The 18806-nt window shown below is 69.3% G+C and carries 18 protein-coding genes and 1 pseudogene; 7 read left to right on the forward strand and 12 right to left on the reverse strand.

What is annotated here, in order from left to right; genetic code table 11:
* The 4 genes from ribB to FZN60_RS21045 all read left to right on the forward strand — a co-directional run bounded on the left by ribB (nt 1) and on the right by FZN60_RS21045 (nt 5704).
* On the forward strand, nt 1-1116 hold the full coding sequence (ribB, locus tag FZN60_RS21030) for a 3,4-dihydroxy-2-butanone-4-phosphate synthase (protein ID WP_158875481.1): 1116 nt from the start codon (nt 1-3) through the stop codon (nt 1114-1116).
* Between the two features lie 74 nt (nt 1117-1190).
* Nucleotides 1191-2810, forward strand: a complete 1620-nt coding sequence (locus tag FZN60_RS21035; RefSeq protein WP_158875482.1) for an alpha-amylase family protein — start codon at nt 1191-1193, stop codon at nt 2808-2810.
* A 212-nt stretch (nt 2811-3022) separates the two neighbouring features.
* Complete coding sequence (cysG, locus tag FZN60_RS21040) at nt 3023-4483, forward strand: siroheme synthase CysG (protein ID WP_158875570.1); 1461 nt, start codon at nt 3023-3025, stop codon at nt 4481-4483.
* A 231-nt stretch (nt 4484-4714) separates the two neighbouring features.
* Nucleotides 4715-5704, forward strand: a complete 990-nt coding sequence (locus tag FZN60_RS21045; protein WP_158875483.1) for a threonine ammonia-lyase — start codon at nt 4715-4717, stop codon at nt 5702-5704.
* Nucleotides 5705-5882: 178 nt separating this feature from the next.
* On the opposite strand, the gene FZN60_RS21050 is transcribed toward FZN60_RS21045, so the two are convergent.
* The 7 genes from FZN60_RS21050 to motA form a co-directional block, all read right to left on the reverse strand.
* Nucleotides 5883-6314: a BspJ family T4SS effector nucleomodulin gene (locus tag FZN60_RS21050; RefSeq protein ID WP_158875484.1), complete on the reverse strand. Its 432-nt coding sequence runs from the start codon at nt 6312-6314 to the stop codon at nt 5883-5885.
* 265 nt (nt 6315-6579) lie between these two features.
* Nucleotides 6580-7668, reverse strand: a complete 1089-nt coding sequence (flhB, locus tag FZN60_RS21055; RefSeq protein ID WP_158875485.1) for a flagellar biosynthesis protein FlhB — start codon at nt 7666-7668, stop codon at nt 6580-6582.
* An 89-nt stretch (nt 7669-7757) separates the two neighbouring features.
* Nucleotides 7758-8807, reverse strand: a complete 1050-nt coding sequence (locus FZN60_RS21060) for a FliG C-terminal domain-containing protein (RefSeq protein WP_158875486.1) — start codon at nt 8805-8807, stop codon at nt 7758-7760.
* 19 nt (nt 8808-8826) lie between these two features.
* Nucleotides 8827-9126 carry a flagellar motor switch protein FliN gene (gene fliN, locus FZN60_RS21065; RefSeq protein ID WP_199266619.1) on the reverse strand — a complete coding sequence of 100 codons (300 nt, stop codon included), beginning with the start codon at nt 9124-9126 and terminating at the stop codon, nt 8827-8829.
* Between the two features lie 223 nt (nt 9127-9349).
* Nucleotides 9350-9667: a hypothetical protein gene (locus tag FZN60_RS21070; protein ID WP_158875488.1), complete on the reverse strand. Its 318-nt coding sequence runs from the start codon at nt 9665-9667 to the stop codon at nt 9350-9352.
* Nucleotides 9648-10592, reverse strand: coding sequence for a FliM/FliN family flagellar motor switch protein (locus FZN60_RS21075; RefSeq protein WP_158875489.1), 945 nt, complete (start codon nt 10590-10592; stop codon nt 9648-9650). The genes FZN60_RS21070 and FZN60_RS21075 overlap by 20 nt, the downstream gene beginning before the upstream one ends.
* Nucleotides 10593-10596: 4 nt before the next feature.
* A complete protein-coding gene (gene motA / locus FZN60_RS21080; RefSeq protein WP_158875490.1) occupies nt 10597-11466 on the reverse strand; it encodes a flagellar motor stator protein MotA in 870 nt (289 codons plus the stop codon).
* Between the two features lie 172 nt (nt 11467-11638).
* Here motA and flgF point away from each other — a divergent pair, with 172 nt between their 5' ends.
* On the forward strand, nt 11639-12364 hold the full coding sequence (gene flgF, locus FZN60_RS21085) for a flagellar basal-body rod protein FlgF (RefSeq protein ID WP_158875491.1): 726 nt from the start codon (nt 11639-11641) through the stop codon (nt 12362-12364).
* Entirely contained in the window at nt 12361-13704 is a 1344-nt protein-coding gene (fliI, locus tag FZN60_RS21090; protein WP_158875492.1) for a flagellar protein export ATPase FliI, read from the forward strand. The genes flgF and fliI overlap by 4 nt, the downstream gene beginning before the upstream one ends.
* 210 nt (nt 13705-13914) lie before the next feature.
* Here fliI and FZN60_RS21095 read toward each other — a convergent pair whose 3' ends face one another.
* From FZN60_RS21095 to FZN60_RS21115, 5 genes and pseudogenes are all read right to left on the reverse strand, one after another.
* A complete protein-coding gene (locus FZN60_RS21095) occupies nt 13915-14907 on the reverse strand; it encodes an ABC transporter substrate-binding protein (RefSeq protein ID WP_158875493.1) in 993 nt (330 codons plus the stop codon).
* Between the two features lie 18 nt (nt 14908-14925).
* Nucleotides 14926-15924 carry an ABC transporter permease gene (locus tag FZN60_RS21100; protein WP_158875494.1) on the reverse strand — a complete coding sequence of 333 codons (999 nt, stop codon included), beginning with the start codon at nt 15922-15924 and terminating at the stop codon, nt 14926-14928.
* A complete protein-coding gene (locus FZN60_RS21105) occupies nt 15921-16865 on the reverse strand; it encodes an ABC transporter permease (protein ID WP_158875495.1) in 945 nt (314 codons plus the stop codon). Before FZN60_RS21105 ends, FZN60_RS21100 begins: the two co-directional genes overlap by 4 nt.
* A gap of 122 nt (nt 16866-16987) precedes the next feature.
* Nucleotides 16988-17398, reverse strand: a pseudogene (locus tag FZN60_RS21110) (endonuclease domain-containing protein); the annotation flags it as partial.
* A gap of 82 nt (nt 17399-17480) precedes the next feature.
* A complete protein-coding gene (locus FZN60_RS21115) occupies nt 17481-18302 on the reverse strand; it encodes an ABC transporter ATP-binding protein (RefSeq protein ID WP_158875497.1) in 822 nt (273 codons plus the stop codon).
* A 75-nt stretch (nt 18303-18377) separates the two neighbouring features.
* Between FZN60_RS21115 and FZN60_RS21120 the strand changes: the two genes are divergently transcribed.
* Nucleotides 18378-18797, forward strand: coding sequence for a cupin domain-containing protein (locus FZN60_RS21120; RefSeq protein ID WP_158875498.1), 420 nt, complete (start codon nt 18378-18380; stop codon nt 18795-18797).
* Nucleotides 18798-18806 lie beyond the last annotated feature (9 nt).

The following is an 18806-nucleotide window of genomic DNA, read 5'->3' on the forward strand; positions in this document are numbered from 1 at the left end:
ATGGAACTCGACCGGATCGAAGACGCGATCGCCGCGATCGAAAGGGGCGAGCTGGTGATCGTCGTGGACGACACCGACCGGGAGAACGAGGGCGACCTCATCATGGCCGCGAGCCGCGCCAGCCCCGAGACCATGGCCTTCATGATCCGCCACACCAGCGGCATCATCTGCGTGCCGATGCTGGCGGATCGCGCCGAGCGGCTGAACCTGCCGCCGATGGTCGCCAACAACCTCGACCCGATGCGCACCGCCTTCACCATCTCGGTCGACTACAAGATCGGCATGACGACGGGCATCGCCGCCGACGAGCGGGCCAACACCGCCCGCGCGCTCGCCAACGACAACGCGGTCGGCTCCGACTTCCTGCGCCCTGGCCACATGTTTCCGCTGATCGCGCGCGAGGGCGGCGTCCTCACCCGCTCCGGCCACACCGAAGCCGGCACCGACCTCGCGACGCTCGCCGGCCTGCCGCCGGTCGGCATCCTCGCCGAGGTCGTCAACGACGACGGCACGGTGAAGCGCCTGCCCGAACTCATCGAGTTCGCCAAGGAGCACGCGCTCAAGATCGTCTCGATCGAGGATCTCATCTCCTACCGCATCCGGCGCGAAAGCTTCGTGACGCCGATCAAGGAGCAGAAGACCACGGTGGCCGGCATGCCCGCGACGCTGATCGTCTACGAGACGCCCTTCGACGAGATGCAGCACGTCGTCGCCGTGTTCGGCGACGTGCGCGGACGCGAGAAGGTGCCGACGCGCATCCATCGCGAGCAGCCCGTGGTCGACCAGTTCGCCCGGCCCCGCCAAGGTCAGGATTGGGTCAGCCAGGCGGCGGACAAGATCCGCGAAGCCGGCCACGGCGTCCTGATGCTTCTGCGCACGCCGCAGATCGACGACGCCGAGCTGAACCTCGACGCGCCGGCCGACCATGCCGACGGCGAGCGCCACGGCAGCGCGCTGAAGCGCCGCCAGCGCTGGCGGGAGGTCGGCGTCGGCGCGCAGATCCTGCGCGATCTCAAAGTCCGCTCCATCGCGGTGCTGGCCACCACCGAGCGCGACTATGTCGGCCTGACCGGCTTCGGCATCGAAATCGCCGGCACCATCCTCGTCGAGGACTGAGAACGGGTCGAACGGCGCGCGGGCGCTATCTGCGCGGGCGGGATCCCCTCGCCCGCTCGGAGGCCGCGACGCGCATGCTCAATCTCTGGTACAAGAACGCCGTCATCTACTGCCTCGACGTCGAGACCTTCGCTGACGGCAACGGGGACGGCGTCGGCGACTTCCGGGGCCTCGCCGACCGGCTCGGACACATCGAGGCGCTCGGCGCCACCTGCATCTGGCTCCTGCCCTTCTATCCCACGCCCAACCGCGACAACGGCTACGACGTCACCGACTATTACGGCGTCGACCCGCGGCTCGGCACGCTCGGCGACTTCGTCGCCTTCACCCACGCCGCGCGCGACCACGGACTGAAGGTCATCGTCGACCTCGTCCTGAACCACAGCTCGATTGACCATCCCTGGTTCCAGGCGAGCCGCTCCGACCCGGATTCGCCCTACCGGGACTGGTACGTCTGGCGAAAGGACAAGCCGGCCGACGCGGAGAAGGGCGTCATCTTCCCAGGCGTCCAGGAGTCGACCTGGACCTTCGACCGCAAGCGCGGCGAATACTACTTCCACCGCTTCTACAAGCACCAGGCCGACCTCAACATCGCCAACCCCGCCGTGCGCGAGGAGATCGAGCGGATCATGGCCTTCTGGCTGCAGCTCGGCGTGTCCGGCTTCCGGCTCGACGCCGTGCCCTTCATGCTGGAGGACCTCGCCGGCGAGCACGCCGGCTGGGAGCCGGAGCGCTACCTCGCCCACATGCAGCAGTTCCTGTCCTGGCGGCGCGCCGAGGCGATCATGCTGGCCGAGGCCAACATCCCCATGGAGGAAGCCGGCGCCTATTTCGGCGACGGCGACCGGCTGCACATGGTCTTCAACTTCCCCCTCAACCAGAAGCTCTTCCTCGGCCTCGCCCGGCGGGACGCGGCGCCGGTCGCCGAGTTCCTGCAGGCGCTGCCCGAGATCCCGCCCGCGAGCCAGTGGGCGACCTTCCTGCGCAATCACGACGAGATCGATCTCGGCCGCCTGTCGGACGAGGAGCGCGCGGAGGTCTTCGCCGCGTTCGGGCCGGACGAGTCGATGCAGATCTACGAGCGCGGCATCCGGCGGCGCCTCGCGCCCATGCTCGGCGGCGACGAGCGCCGCATCCAGATGGCGATGAGCCTGATGCTGTCGCTGCCGGGAACGCCGGTGATCTGGTACGGCGACGAGATCGGCATGGGCGAGAACCTCGACCTGCCCGAGCGCCACCCCGTGCGAACCCCCATGCAGTGGAGCGCCGAGGCGAACGGCGGCTTCTCCTCGGCGGCCCCGGACAAGCTGGTGCGCCCACCCGTTTCCGACGGCCCCTTCGCCTTCTCCCACCTCAACGTCGAGGAGCAGGAGGTCGACCCGGACTCAACCCTCACCCAGGTCGAGCGGCTGATCCGCGCTCGGCGCGCGGCCCCCGAGATCGGCTGGTCGCAGGCCAGCGTGCTCGACTGCGGCGATGCGGCGGTGATCGCCCTCGCCTACGACTGGCGCGGAAGCCGCACGCTGACGCTCCACAACCTCGCGGAAGGGCCGCGCAGCGTCACCCTTCCGGCCGACCTCGATCTCGGCCGCTGCCGACCGGTGATCAGCCGCGAGGCGAGCTTCGGCGAGGGCGGCGAGCCGCGCCACGTGCGGCTCGGCCCCTACGGCTATGCCTGGCTGCGGCTGAGCTGACGCGATTTCGTCGATGGGGGCGGACGCGGTAAGGCGTTCCAATCTTTGTGCGGATCGCCCAATCTTTGCTCTCGCGAGCCAGCTGCAAGGATTCTAGACTGCCGTCACGGACGAGCGGCTCGGGCGCCGCGCAGCGCATGGACGGCACGATGGCAGAGTCGAACCTCGACGGGAGGGCCGCAGCGGACGCTGCGCCGCTGCGCTTCGGGCGCATGGGTCCGCTCGCCACCCTTCCCGTCTTCTTCGATCTGTCGGACAAGCGCGCGGCCATGGCCGGCGGCTCGGCGGGCGCGGCCTGGAAGGCCGAGCTCCTCGCGGCGGCGGGTGCCCGCGTCGATCTGTATGAGCCGGCCGAAAGCCTCGGCGAGGAGATGCGCGCGCTTCTCGCGGCCCTCGCGGCCGGCACGCTCGACGTGCCCGGCTCGCTCCGCCATCACGACCGCCCCTGGGCGACGGACGTCTTCGAAGGCGCGGCGCTCGCCGTCGCCGACATCGAAACGGATGGCGAGGCGCAGGCCTTCGCCTGCGCGGCGCGGGCGGCCGGCGTGCCGGTCAACGTGATCGACAAGCCGGCCTTCTGCCAGTTCCGCTTCGGCACCATCGTCAACCGCTCGCCCGCCGTGATCGGAATCTCGACGGACGGCGCGGCGCCCATCCTCGGACAGGCGATCCGCCGCCGCATCGAAACGCTGCTGCCGCAGAGCCTCGCCGCCTGGGCGGGCCTCGCCGCACGCCTGCGCGAGCGCGTCATGGAGCGGCTGGCCCCCGGCCCCGCCCGCCGCGCCTTCTGGGAGCGCTTCTCCGGGGAGGCCTTCGGTGCCAAGGCGCCGGACGCGGGCGACGAGGCCAAGGCGCGCGGCCTCATCGAGCGCCTCGCCACCGCGCCGGACGCGGGCGGACGCGTGACGCTCGTCGGCGCCGGTCCGGGCGAAGCCGAGTTCCTGACGCTGAAGGCGGTGCGCGCCCTCCAGGCCGCCGACGTCATCCTGTTCGACGACCTCGTCTCGCCGGAAGTGCTGGAACTTGCCCGCCGCGAGGCCAAGCGCATGCTGGTGGGCAAGCGCGCCAGCCGCACGAGCTGCAAGCAGGAGGACATCAACGCGACGATGATCGCGCTGGCCAAGGCCGGCCGTCACGTCGTGCGCCTGAAGTCCGGCGACGTGTCGGTGTTCGGCCGGGCCGGCGAGGAGATCGAGGAGTTGCGGCGCGAGAACATCCCGGTCGAGATCGTGCCGGGCATCACCGCGGCTTCCGCGCTCGCCGCCGCCTTCTCCGTGTCCCTCACCCACCGCGACCACGCGCAGGAACTGCGCTTCGTCACCGGTCATTCCCGCAAGGGCGACCTGCCGGACGACCTCGACTGGCGCGCGCTCGCCAACCCGCGCGCGACGACGATCTTCTACATGGGCGGGCGCATGGCCGGGCGCATCGCGCAGGCGCTCGTTCGCGAGGGCCTCTCGCCCGAAACCCCGGTGGCGGTGGCCGCCAACCTGTCCCGCGCCGACGAGACGCGCCGTGCCGGCCGCCTCGCCGACCTCGGCGCCATCGTCGAGGCCGTGGGCGTCGATCGGCCGATTCTCATCGGCGTCGGCGGCGTCTTCGCCGCCGCCCGCGCCCAGTCCGGCGATGGCCGCGGCGAAGCCGAGAGCTGGAGCACGGCGGCGGCCGGGTGAGAGCGGACACCACGCGCGCACCGCTCATCCTCCAGAGGAAAGTGAAGCCGTTCGGGCACCGTCTGAGCCGCGGCCGCTATCGCGCTGGCACCATTAACCAATCCGACGTCCGACTGGCCGCAGCGAACGCGTGACGGCGAAAAGTGTCCCGGTGACAAGAGCCGGTTTGCCTCGCCTCCTTCGCGTGCCTAATCCTGTTGTCGTCCGGCGGACTGGAACGGAGATTGGGGCATGGATACGCGGCTTGACGAGACCAACGGGCTGATCGGCGAGATCCGGGCGGCGGCGGCGCGGCTCGAAGGCCACGCGGTGCGAACGCCCCTCCTCCAGAGCGAAAGCCTGTCGCGCCGCGTCGGCGGCCGCATCCTGATCAAGGCCGAGCCGCTGCAGAAGACCGGCTCGTTCAAGTACCGCGGCGCCTTCAACTTCATCGCCCAGATGACGCCCGAGGAGAAGAAGCGCGGCGTCGTCGCCTTTTCCTCCGGCAACCACGCGCAAGGCGTGGCGCTCGCCGCGACCGAAGCCGGCTGTCCGGCCGTCGTGGTCATGCCGGCCGACGCGCCCGCGCTGAAGATCGCCCGCACCCGCGCCTTCGGCGCCGAGGTCGTTCTCTACGACCGCTGGCGCGAGGACCGCGAGGCGATCGCGCGGACGATCGCGCAGGAGCGCGGCTCGGTGCTGATCCCGCCCTTCGACCATCCCCGCATCATCGCCGGCCAGGGCACGGTCGGCCTGGAAGCGGCGGACGAGGCGCGCGCCCTCGGGCTGTCGGTGGATACGTTCGTGGTGTGCTGCGGCGGGGGTGGGCTCACGGCCGGTTCGGCGACGGCCGTCGCCGACGCCTTCCCCGAAGCGCGTCTCTACGCCGCCGAGCCGGAAGCCTTCGACGACACGGCGCGCTCGCTCCGGGCGGGCGAGCGGCTCGACATCGTGCCGGGCGGAACGTCCTTCTGCGACGCTCTGCTCGGGCGCCTGGGCGAGCTGACCTTCGCGGTCAATCGCCGTCTCCTGTCGGGCGTCGCGCTCGTCAGCGACGCGGAGGTCGCGGAGGCGATGCGCGCCGCCTTCCTGGAGCTGAAGGTGGTGGTGGAGCCGGGCGGCGCTGTGGCGCTCGCCGCGGTGCTGTCGGGCAAGGTGGACTGCCGCGACCGGACGGTGCTGGTGGTCCTGTCGGGCGGCAACGTCGATCCGGCGCAGTTCGCCGGCGTCCTCGGCGGCTGATCGCCGCCGGCCCGCCTTGGACCGTCTAACAAAACTTCGCGGGGTCGGTCTGTCGGTGCTTTTCCGCCGCCGCTTCCTCCCCGATGCTCGCCCATGCGCTGCATAGGCTCCGCTCGGCTCGTCGCTGCGACGAAAAATCCCTCGCCAGCCCTCCACCCGGAGGTTCTGTCAGACGCTCTCAGTCGTCCTCGTCGAGGATGCGGGAATCCTTGATCGCCGCGGCGAAGGCCTGCGTGTTCGCTTCCGGATCGCCGTCGACGACGTCGAAGGACATGTAGGTGATGTCGACGGCGGCGCTGGCCGAAGCGAGCTCCAGGCGGAAATGCGCCTCGACCCCGCCGTGGCGGAACTGGAGCGCCAGCGCCACGATCGGCTTCGAATTCCAGGCCAGATCCACCTCCGCCGAGTCGGCGAAGCGCAGGACACCCGGCTTGAAGTAGAGCTCGGACGAGGAGTGCACGATATCGGCGATGTTGCCGAAGTGCTCGAGCCGCACGAAGGCGACGAAGTCGATCACGTCCACGAGGCGCAGCTCGGCCGCGAGTTCCTTGATCGCTTCGGCGAGGAGCCGCTCGCGGGCGAGCGTGTGGCGTTTGCGGATATCGAGCATCGTCAGCCGACCTGCCGCACGATATTTGACATGCTTACCATATCATTTCGTGACGACAGAGACGGCTCGGCGGCGACGAAGACGGGGATGCGAGATCCCGAAACGCGGTCGGCCGAGGCCGAACGCGTGCCGCGGGTCGCGGATTCAACGCTGCGAGACGGTGTCGACGGTGCCGGCATAAGGGTCTCTCGCGCTCCCGCTGGGCCGCATTCGGGCGGCCGGTTGGACCGTCGGCAGGGCGCCGTCGCTGTCCGCGCAAGAGCCATCAGGCCGCGTGGATGCCGACTTTCGCTCCCGTACGGGAATAAAGGAAGTAGATGAGCTCCGCCACGGCCTTGAAGAACTGGGGCGGGATCATCTGGTCGATTTCGACATGGTCGTACATCGATCTTGCCAGGAGCTTGTCTTCGATGACGGGGATGTCGTGCTCCTCGGCGATCTCGCGGATCTTCAGCGCGACGAGGTCCGTGCCCTTCGCGACGACGGTCGGCGCGCCGCCCTCCTCGCGCACGTAGCGCAGGGCGATGGCGTAGTGGGTCGGATTGGCGATGACGAGCGTCGCCCCGGGCACCGCGCTCATCATGCGCTTGCGCACGCGGTCGCGGGCGATCTGGCGCTGGCGCGCCTTGACCATGGGGTCGCCTTCGCTCTGCTTGTGCTCGTCCTTGATCTCCTGCTTGGTCATGCGCAGGTCGCGGCGCCAGGTGATCCGGCTCATGGCGAGGTCGGCCGCGACGAGGATGATCGTCGCCATCGACACGCCGGCCAGGAGCTTCATCGCCATTTCGAGGATGAGCTCGGGCAGGAGCACCGGGTCCGACTGCATCGTGCGCAGAAGCGTCGGCAGCGTCCCGAAGAGAATGAAGCCGCTGACGGCTCCGATGACAACGAACTTGAACACGGCCTTTCCGAACTCGATCAGGCCGCGAAGGCCGAAGATTCGGGACCAGCCCGACGTCGGCGACACGTTGGAATATTTCGGGCGGACGCGCTCGACGTTGAACTGCAGCGGGTTCTGGACGAGAGCCGCGACGATGCCGCCGATGAGAAAGAAGGCGGTCGCCGGCAGGACGATGTGCCCCGACTCGATCGAGAACATCCTGAGGAGGTGTAGGGCATCGGCGCCGGTCTCCAGATCCCATTGAAGGGGATTCTCGAAAGTCGTTTCGAGGGTGAGAAGCAGCCGATGGGCCCCTTCGCGCGACTGGAACGCGATGAACGCCATGCTGGCAAGAAGGGAGGCGAGGATCGGCGCCTCCCGCGAGACCGGAAGGTTGCCCTTCTCGACCGTATCGCGGATCTTCTTTTCTGTCGGTTCCTCTGTTTTCGAGTCCCGATCGGCTGCTTCCGCCACGGATCACCTACCTCGGGGCCGGTTGCCGCCGCGTGAATGGCGGCGGCGACGTCGCTTCAGGGTCAACGATTTCGGAACGTCGCAAACGTTCAGGCGGCCGGCCGCAACTGGATGCGGCCTTCTCCGGCGAGGCGGAGCGCCGTCGAGGAGATGATGCGGCGGGCGCCGATGATCTCGTCGGGCGGCGTTTCGCTGGCCTGGCCGAGCTCGGCCTCGACCATGCGCCGGGTGCGCGCGCCGAGCGCCGACAGGACGGCCTCCTTGAGCTCGCCGTCGATCTCGCGCAGCGCCTTGGTGACCACCTCGGCGTTGATCTGGTCGAACAGGACGAGCCGCGCCTTCTGGGTGAGCCCCGCCACGTCCTCGAAGGCGAAGAGCAGGCTCTGCAGCTTCTCGGCGTCGCGCGGCTGCGACTCGCGGATCGATTCGATCAGCGCCTCGCTGTGCTGCTTGTCCATGAGGTTCATGATGTCGGCGAGAAGGATGTGGCTGCCGCCCTCCTCCGGGGCCTCGGCGCTCGGCAGGTAGGCCAGGCGCACGTGCTCCTCGAACAGCGTTTCCATCGGCGGCGCCAGGGGCTTGAGCGCCAGCATCCGCCGCATGACCTCGTTGCGGAAGCGCGCGTCGAGGTGGCGCGCGATCGCCGAGGCGGTCGGGCTGGAGATGCGGGTGAGCAGGAGCGCCACGACCTGCGGATGCTCCTGGGCGAGCTTGCCCGCCAGCACCGCGCCTTCGAGCTTCTCGACCTCGTCCCACACACTGGGCGGCGGGCCGAACATGTTCTCGTCGATCTCGAAGGCCGCGCCGCCGACGTCGCCGACTTCCATGATCGCGGTTAGGAGCTCGGGGCTCAGCGAGGCCTCGAGGAGGTCCTGCATCTGGCGCGCGGGCCCCGTCAGGGCCGGGCCGATGCGGAACTGCTCCTGGAACTCCTCGACGAGCGCGTCGATCTGCTCGCGCGAGACCGTCGGGAGCTGGTCGGCGCAGAGCTTCAGGTCGCGGATCTCGTCCGGATGCAGGTGCTTGAGGAGGCGGCCCGCCCCTTCCGCGCCGAGCGCGAGGAGCAGGATGACGGCGCGGGCGGGGCCGGCCGGCGCGGCCGTTTCCTCGGCGTCTCGATAGGCGATGAGCGGCGACATGGGAGGCGGTCCTGCGGGATCAGTTGCGGACGGCGCGCGCCGAATGCTTGACGATCTCCGTCAGCGTGATGCCGAAGCGCTGCTCTTCCTTTTCCAGGATGACGATCTCGCCCCGCGCGACCGTGCGCCCGTTGACGATGACGTCCACCGGCTCGCCGACCCGCGTCTCGAGCTTGACCACCGAGCCGCGCGACAGCTTGACGAGGTTGCCGACCGGCATGGTGGCGGTGCCGAGCACGACCTGCATGTTGACGGGGATGTCCATCACCAGGCCGAGATCGGGCGTGTCCTCGCCGCCGGCGCCGTTGGCCTCCAGCATGGTCTCCGCGCCGAAGCCCTCTCCCTCCTCGTCGCCGAAGGACGCGGTCAGGGCCGGGTTCATCATGAAGTCGTCGTCCGTCATGGTTCCATGCTCCTGGTCTCCGGCGCCCCGCTCGAAGGGTTCCGCCGGCGCCGCCCCGAAGGGCGGGCTTCGGATGATCCGTTATGACTTTGTTAACGCCCGACGCTGGTGCGAAACCGGATGCCGGGCTTATCGAGGCTCAGGCCGCGCTGCGGTCCTGGCGGGTCAGGCCGGCGTGCCAGTCGGCCCGCTCGACGAGCCCCTGGAGCCGGTCGGCCGCGTCCTTGGCCTCGGCGGTGACGCAGGCGAGGATCCGCGCGGCCTCGAGGCCCTCGCCCTTGAGCACCACCACCGAATGGGCGGCCTCGTTGATCGAGCGGTCCGCGACGGCCAGCATCTCGGCGAGCTCGCGCTCGTCGCGCTTCAGGGCGACGATCTCGCGATGCATGCGGCCTGCCCGCCAGCTCGTGAAGACGAGGGCAGCCAGAAGAATGAAATCAATCAGATAGGATGTCATCGAGGAATTCCTGTCCCGGATCGATCTGCCCGTCGACGCGCACGACGTAGTTTTCGCGCGAGCGGCCCACATGGCCGCGGAAGAAGCGCTGGCCCTCGATCTCGACGTCCACGAGGCTGTCCAGCGTGGCGGCGAGCTCGATCGTCTGCCCGACCGCGAAGCAGGCGACGCGCGAAAGCGGCACGTGCTGGGCGGACAGGACGACGCGCACGTTCATGACGGAGCGGCTGACGCCCGTTTCCATGTCGCGCAGCCAGGCCGGGTCGAGCGTCGGCTTCTCGTCCTTCGGGACGACCGCAAGGGCCCGGCGATGCGGCGTGAAGAGGCGCTCGGGCATGATCACGCAGAGCGGGTCCTTCTCGCCGCCCGCCAGGACCGCGAAGCGGAACACGAGGACGGGCGCCGCGTCCTCGCCGAGAAGGCGCGGGATCTCGGCCGGGGTGCAGAGCGGCTCCTTGCTGATCTGCAGCGCCGTGAGGGGGCGCAGCTCCGTCTCGACGACTTCCGCGACGGCCGCGAAGACGAACTCGGCGACGCTGCGGTCGAAGTTGGTCGGCGCCCGGCCGCTTGAAGCGCCGCCGGCCCGCGAGCCGCCGAAGAAGGCGCTGATCGCGCCGTCCATGAAGCGCGGCCCGATCGACAGGAAACCGGCCGTCTCGAAGGCGGGACCGGTCAGCGGGGCGAAGAAGCCGCCGTCCGGAAACAGGCTGTCGTCGGCGACAGTGGGAGCCTCCACCCGCTCGATGGCGTCGAGCGCGATGTCGGGCGGAGCGATGCTCGCTTCCTTGAGGGCTTCGGCCGCGGCGGCCGCGATGCGGGCGGCGAGGCGGTGCAGCCCGGGCAGGCGGGCGGGATCGATCCCGGCGACCGAGCGCAGGCGCTCGGGAACCTCGGAGGACGGGACGATGGCTTCGACGGCGCTCATCGGATCAGCCCGCCTGCGCCGCGCCGCCGCCGATGGTCGCGGCTTCGACCTGATCGATGCTCGGGCGGTCGTAGGCCGAGATGGTCTTGCGGCCGTATTCGAGCGCCACCTGCGGCATCGCGCCGTTCATGTAGGCGATGAGGGTGGACTTGATGATCGTGTAGACCCGGGCCTTCTTGTCGCGCACCGCCTTCACCTTGGTCGCGATCGGGCCGACCACGCCGTAGGAGAAGAAGATGCCCGCGAAGGTGCCGACGAGCGCGGCGCCGATGAGGTGGCCGAGGACTTCCGGGCTCTGGTCGAGGGCGCCCATGGCCTTGATGACGCCGAGAACGGCCGCGACGATGCCCAGCGCGGGAAGGCCGTCGGCCATGTCCTGGAGCGCCTGCTTGGGCTTCATGGTGTCGCGGGTGATCGTGCCGATCTCCTCCTCCATCAGCGACTCGATCTCGTGCGGCCGTGCGTTGCCGATGATGATCAGGCGGGCATAGTCGCAGATGAAGTGGAGCAGCGAGGTGTTGGCGAGGATGTTCGGGTAGGCCTTGAAGATCGGCGACTCGGCGGGCGTGTCGATGTGCGTCTCGACCTCGGAGCGCGACTTCGAGCGCATCTCGCGCATCAGCTGGTGCAGGAGGCTGAGGACTTCGAGATAGTCCTTCTGCGTCGGCACCTTGTTCTTGAAGGCCTCCATGACGGCCTTGCCCGTGTCCTTCACCACCTTGGTGGGGTTGGCGACGAGAAAGGTTCCGATCGAGGAGCCGAGGATGATGACGTATTCGAAGGGCTGAACCAGCACTTCGAGGTGGCCGCCCATCGCGACGAAGCCGCCGAGGAGACAGCCTAGCGTCACCACCAGACCGAGCAGGATTCCCATCGATTCGCCCTTGGTTTTTGCGAAGAATGGAAATCGTTTGGGGCAAGGCGCTTGCCCAAACCTTGCCCGCGTTAACCTTTTCTTTCGCGTCGCGACAGCCTTGCCGATCAACAGGCTGAGGCAAGCGACATGCCGGAATGCTCAAGGCAGTCGAATCAAAGGCCTGAGCCCCATGCAGACCGCTCTTCCCGTTTCGCTCTCCGCCCAGCTCGCGATGGAGAAGCGGCTCGAGACCATCGCGCACAACCTCGCCAACGCCCGCACCGCCGGCTTCCGCTCGGAAGAGGTGAAGTTCGAGCAGATGATCTCGTCGGCCGCCCAGAAGCCGGTCGCCTTCGTGTCGGAGGGCCAGACCTACCTGTCGCGCGAGAGCGGCGAGCTGACCCAGACTGGCAATACGCTGGACATGGCCATCGGCGGCGACGCCTGGTTCGGCATCCAGACGCCGCAGGGTCGCGTCTACACCCGCGACGGGCGCATGCGGATCGACGCGGAAGGAAACCTCCAGACGCTGAACGGCTACGGCATCGTCGACGCCGGCGGCTCGCCGATCAGCGTCGATCCGAACGGCGGCCCGCTCACCATCGCCCGCGACGGCATGATCCAGCAGCGCGGCCAGCAGATCGGCGCGGTCGGCCTTTTCGCGATCCCCGCGAACGCCAACCTCGCGCGCTTCGAGAATTCCGGCGTCATCCCCGACCAGGCCGTCCAGCCCGTCCTCGACTTCAACGGCATCGCCGTCGAGCAGGGCTTCGTCGAGGGCTCCAACGTCAACCCGATCCTCGCCATCACCCGCCTGATCGAGGTGCAGCGCGCCTTCGAGAGCGCCTCGAACCTCATCCAGAGCTCCGAGAAGACGCTCGACGGGGCGGTGCGCGACCTCGGAACGGTGTCGTGACGGCGACCGCGACCGAGGCCCGCCTCTCGGCGCTCGCCGCGCTCGACGCCCCTCGCCTCGCCATCTCCGGCCGCGTCGTCGACGTCGCGCCGACCTCCTGGCGCGTCGGCGGCCTGTCGCCCTTCGTGCGGCTCGGCGACTGCATCGCCTGCGAGGGCCCGGACGGCGAGGAGCTCGGCGAGGTCGTGCGCGTCGAGAACGACGCGGCCACCGTGAAGCCCTTCGGCGTCGGCGTCGGCGCGCAGGTCGGCAGCTTCGCCCGCCGCATCGGCCCGATGACCATCGCCCCGCACGCGGCCTGGAAGGGTCGCGTCGTCGACGCCTTCGGCCGCCCCTGCGACGGCAAGGGCCCGATCGAGCAGGGCGCGCAGCGCTTCGCGCCCGAGGACGGCGAGCCGCCCCGCGCGCTCGACCGCGCCCGCACCGGCCGTCCGGTGAAGACCAACGTCATGCTGATCGACGTCTTCACGCCCCTCGTCCTCGGCCAGCGCATCGGCATCTTCGCGGGCTCCGGCGTCGGCAAGTCGACGCTGATGGGCATGCTGGCGCGCGCCGACGGCTTCGACAGCGTCGTCGTCGCGCTCGTCGGCGAGCGCGGCCGCGAGGTGCGCGAATTCGTCGAGGACACGCTGGGCGACACGCTGGGCAAGGTCGTCGCGGTGGTCGCGACCGGCGACGAGAGCCCGATGATGCGCCGCCTCGCGCCCAAGACCGCGATGGCCATCGCCGAGTGCTTCCGGGACCAGGGCGAGAACGTCCTCCTGATCGTCGATTCCGTCACCCGCCTCGCCCATGCCGCCCGCGACGTGGCGCTGGCGGCCGGCGAGCCGCCGGTCTCGCGCGGCTATCCGCCGAGCGTCTTTTCCGAATTGCCGATGCTCCTCGAGCGCGCCGGCCCGGGGCGCGAAGGCTCGGGGACGATCACCGGCATCTTCACCGTGCTGGTCGACGGCGACGACCACAACGACCCGATCGCCGACTCAATCCGCGGCACGCTCGACGGCCACATCGTCCTCGACCGCGCCATCGCCGAGCAGGGCCGCTTTCCGGCGATGGACGTCCTGAAGTCGATCTCGCGCCTTGCCCCCCATGCCTGGCAGGGCAGCGAGCGCGAGCTCGTCACGCGCCTGCGCTCCATGATCGCCCGCTTCGAGGACACCCGCGACCTGCGGCTCCTCGGCGGCTACCAGCGCGGCAGCGACCAGACCCTCGACATCGCCGTGGACCTCGTGCCGATCCTCTACGACATCCTCATCCAGAAGCCCGAAGACCCCCAGGTCCGCGCCCCCTTCGACGAGATCAGCCGCCGGCTGAAGGAAGGCATGGCGCCGAAGGGGTGAGCCCATCTCCGCTGTGCTGAATGTTGCTCCCGTCTCCCGCCGGCGGAAGACGGTGCCGGCAGGCGGATGAGAGTGGTTCAAGGCGGACGCGACGTTGGTCCGTAATCAGCCGCCTGCGCGGCCGACACCCTCACCCGCGAGCGGGCGAGTGAAGGCGCCTCGTTCGATACCGCGGCGACATCGTTCATCGATGCCGCCGCGACAGCGTCCTCACATCGCGCCGGCCTTGTCCGTCACCGCGCTCGACCACGCGCCTTCCGGCTGCTTGGTGATCACCGGGTCCGAGCCACCGCCCATCAGCACCTTCACCGTGCCCTCGGCCGCCGCCACGTCGAGCTTCGCATTATCGCCGAGCAGCTTGGCGACTTCGGTCATCATGCGCGTCTGGTGCTCGATGGTCTGGGCGCCGGTCGTGTCGTTGTCGAGGACGATCTGCGCCGCCTCGTCCGGGTGCTCCTTGGCATACTGCCAGCCCTTCATCGAAGCCGTCACGAAGCGGGCGTACTTGTCGACGTTGGCGGCGTCGCCGAGGTTCGCCTCCAGGACGTAGAGCCCGTCCTCCAGCGTCGCCACGCCCTCGTCGGTATAGTTGAAGACCACGAGATCCTCGGCCGGGATGCCGGCGTCGATCACCTGCCAGTACTCGTTGTAGGTCATGGTCGAGATGCAGTCGGCCTGCTTCTGGATCAGCGGATCGACGTTGAAGCCCTGGCGGATGACGGTGACGCCCTCCGGCCCGCCCTCGGTCGACACGCCGAGCTTCGACATCCAGGACAGGAACGGGTACTCGTTGCCCGAGAACCAGACGCCGAGGGTCTTGCCCTTGAAGTCGGCCGGCGAGGCGATGCCGGAATCCTTGCGGCAGGTGAGCTGCATGCCGGACCGCGCGAAGGGCTGGGCGATGTTGACGAGCGAGACGCCCTTCTCGCGCGCGGCGAGCGCCGAGGGCATCCAGTCGATCACGACGTCCGCGCCCCCGCCGGCGATGACCTGGGTCGGCGCCACGTCCGGGCCGCCGGGATTGATCGTCACGTCGAGGTTCGCCTCGTCGTAATAGCCCTTGGCCTCGGCGACGTAGTAGCCGGCGAACTGCGCCTGCGTCACCCATTTCAGCTGCAGCGTCAGCGCGTCCTGCGCCGCGGCGGGCAGCGCGCTCCCTGCAACGATCGCCATGATCGCCGCGCCCCCGAGAAGATGCCTCATGCCCTTAGCTCCTTCGTGTCACGCCCGCCCCGCGCGGGTGGATGGATGCCAGAACGTCGCCGCGCGCTCGAGAAGCGCCAGCAGCCCGTAGGAAAGCGACCCGGCGAGCGCGGCCACCGCGATCTCGGCCCAGACCATGTCGGTGTTCAAGCGGCCGATCTCGGCCGAGATGCGAAAGCCCATGCCGACGATCGGCGTGCCGAAGAATTCCGCGACGATCGCCCCGATCAGCGCCAGCGTCGAGTTGATCTTCAAGGCGTTGAACAGGAACGGCATCGCCGCCGGCAGCTTGAGCTTGAGCAGCGTCTGGCCGGGGCTGGCCGCATAGGTGCGCATGAGGTCGCGCTCCATCGCGCCCGCCGCCTCCAGCCCCGCCACCGTGTTCACCAGCATGGGGAAGAAGGTCATCACGACGACGACGGCCGCCTTGGACGGCCAGTCGAAGCCGAACCACATGACCATGATCGGCGCGATGCCGATCACCGGCAGCGCGGAGACGAGGTTGCCGACCGGCATCAGCCCGCGCTTGAGGAAGGGCGAGCGATCCACCGCCACGCCCGCGAGGAAGCCGAGCCCGCAGCCGAGTGCCCAGCCGGCGAGCACGGCCTTGAGATAGGTCTGCCGGAAGTCGGCCCAGAGAATGCCGGTGGACGCGGCGATGCGCGCGGCGATCTGGCTCGGGGCCGGCAGGAGCACGATCGGCACGTCGAGCCCGCGCACCACGAGTTCCCAAAGCACGATGCAGGTGAGGCCGAAGAGGACGGGCACTGCGAGGTCCGCCGTCCGCCGCGCCGCAGCGCCCTTCGGCGAGAGCGCGGCGATGCCGCCCGTCAGTCGCCAAGCGCCGAGCCAGAAGACGAGGACGGCGAGCCAGAAGAAAAGGCCGACGCCCCCGCGCCCGCCGCCGAGAAGCCCGAAGGCCAGTGCCGCGGCGCCGAGCGCCACGGCGGCGCTCGCCAGGATCGACATCGGCGCGGCCGGGCCTCTGCGCAGCATGGGCGATGCGACCGCGCTCATGTCCGCGCCCCCGCCCGGCGCCGCGCCGCCGTTTCCGCCAGCCCGACGAGCCAGACCAGGACGCCCGCCATCACCGAGGCCGCCACCAGCGCCGACCAGATCTGGATCGTCTGCCCGTAATAGGAGCCGGCGAGCAACCGCGCTCCGAGCCCCGCCTGCGCCCCCGTCGGAAGCTCGCCGACGATGGCCCCGACGAGCGCGGCGGCGACCGCCACCTTCATGCTGGCGAAAAGGAAGGGCAGCGAGGCCGGCGCCCGCAGCTTGGCGAGCGTCTGCCGCCCGCTCGCATTGTAGGTCCGCATCAGGTCGAGATGCATGGCGTCGGGCGAGCGGAGCCCCTTCACCATGCCGACCGTCACGGGAAAGAACGACAGGTAGGTCGAGATGATCGCCTTCGGCACGAGCCCCGAAATGCCGATCGAATTCAGGACCACGATCACCATCGGCGCGATGGCGAGGATGGGGATGGTCTGCGAGGTGATCACCCAGGGCATCAGGCTCTTGTCGAGCGTCCGGGAATGGATGATCCCGACCGCCAGCAATACGCCCAGCAGCGTGCCCAGCGCGAAGCCGAGTAGCGTCGGCCCGAGCGTCACGCCCGCATGGTAGACGAGCGAGCGCGGCGCCGTCGGCGAGACCTTCACTGTCGTGTTCCAGATCTCCACCGCGATCTGGTGCGGCGCCGGGAGAACGGGGCGCTGCGCGGACAGCGTGGCGGCGAGGATCTCAGCCGAGGAGACATCCGGATCGCCACGGGCAAGCCGCGCGCTCTCCGTCGGCCAGTTCAACAGGACGGCGCCCGCGTACCACAGGGCCAGAACGGCGATCAGAACGACCAGCACGGGCCCGGCACGACCGCCCGCGATGCGCGAGCGCAGCGACGGCCGAGCGCGGTACCCGATGCCGGCGCCGGGCTCTGCGATGGGGGCGGAGAGGGTCATGGGCACAGGTCCTCAGCAGCCTCAATCGCTCGCGATAGCGTTGCCGGACGGGGCGCACACCCCTCTCCCGTTTCGGGAGAGGGTGGACGCGCCGCGATAGCGGTGCGGACGGGTGAGGGTCTGCCGGGCGCAAACCTCAGGCCATGGATCAAGCCGCCGCCATCGCAGCGCTCCATCATCCGTCCATCAAGCACCGCCAGGATCGTTTCGCAGACAGCCGCCCGCTCCTTCAGCACCTCGTCATTCCAGAAGCGCAGCACGGACCATCCCCGACGGTTCAGTTGATCGGTGCGTCGCTCATCATAGGCCGCTTCTCCATGCTGGCTGCCGTCCAATTCCACGACGAGGCGAGCTGCGCGACAGGCAAAGTCCAGAATGTATGGTTCTACGACGAACTGACGCACGAAGCGGTGACCGTTCAATCTGCGGTCGCGCAGCTCGCTCAAGAGCCGCTGCTCGGCATCCGTGTCCTCGCGCCGAAGAGTCCGAGCGTTCTTGGTGAGGCGTTTCGGCTTGGCATGAAAGACCCTCATCCGCCCCTTCGGGGCACCTTCTCCCGAAACGGGAGAAGGGGGCGTCTCGTCCTTTGCCGTTGCTAACGCAGTATCGGCCCGCTCACTCATACCCATGCCCCGCCCTCAAGCCTTCCCGCACGCGGTGGGCGATCTCCAGGAAGCGCGGCGTTTCGCGGATCTCCAGCGGGCGCTCGGCCCCGAGGTCGCAGTCGATGATCTCGGTGATGCGGCCGGGGCGCGGGCTCATGACGACGATGCGGGTGGACAGGAAGACGGCTTCGGGAATGGAGTGGGTGACGAAGACGACCGTCTTCCGCGTCTTCGCCCAGAGTTTCAGGAGCTCGGCGTTGAGGTGATCGCGGACGATCTCGTCGAGGGCGCCGAAAGGCTCGTCCATCAGGAGGAGGTCGGGGTCGAAGGACAGCGCGCGGGCGATGGAGGCGCGCTGCTGCATGCCGCCCGACAGCTGCCAGGGGAACTTCGTCTCGAAGCCCGCCAAGCCGACGAGGTCGAGGTTGGCTGCGATACGCCGCGCGCGCTCGGCCTTGGGCACGCCCATGATCTCGAGCGGCAGGGCGACGTTTCGCGCGATGGAGCGCCAGGGATAGAGCGCCGCGGCCTGGAAGACGTAGCCGTAGGCGCGGGCGCGCCGGGCCTCGTCGGGGGTCATGCCGTTGACGGTGATGGAGCCGGCCGTCGGTTGTTCCAGGTCCGCGACGACGCGCAGAAGCGTCGTCTTTCCGCAGCCGGACGGGCCGATGAAGGACACGAACTCGCCGCGCCGGATGGTGAGGTCGACGTCCTTCAGCGCGTGGACGGACCCGTCGTTCGTGCCGAAGACGAGGCCGAGCTTGCGCGCGGCGATCACCTCGTCACCGACTGCGGGAGCGGGCGCAGGCGCGAGCGAGGGCGCGGCGCTCATCGGCCGAACTCCGCGTGAAGGCCGTTCAAAAGCCGGATAGGATGGCGCATCGCGGAGACGAGGGAGCTCATGACCATGGACACGAGAGCGAAGGACTGCGCGCTGATCCGGCCGGAGGAGACGTATGACGGCAAACAGGGCTTCACGTACCGGGCGGGCATCTCGGCGGAAAGCGTCGGCTCAAGCGGCATCTGCATGCATCTCCTGACCATTCCGCCCGGCGGCCGGGCCAAGGCGCATCTTCACGAGGCGCATGAGACGGCGATCTTCGTCGTCAGCGGCATCGCCGAGACCTTCTACGGCGAACGTCTGGAGCATCACGCCGTCACCAGGGCCGGCGACCTCTTCTATATCCCCGCCGGCATGCCCCACCTGCCCTTCAACCCGGGCAGCGAGCCCTGCGTGGCGGTCATCGCGCGCACCGATCCGAACGAGCAGGAAAGCGTCGTCCTGCGCCCCGACCTCGAAGCGCTGGTGGCCGATCGCCTGGGCTGACGGGTCGAG

The sequence above is a fragment of the Antarcticirhabdus aurantiaca genome (genome assembly GCF_009765365.1).
Classification (GTDB): Bacteria; Pseudomonadota; Alphaproteobacteria; order Rhizobiales; family Rhizobiaceae; genus Antarcticirhabdus; species Antarcticirhabdus aurantiaca.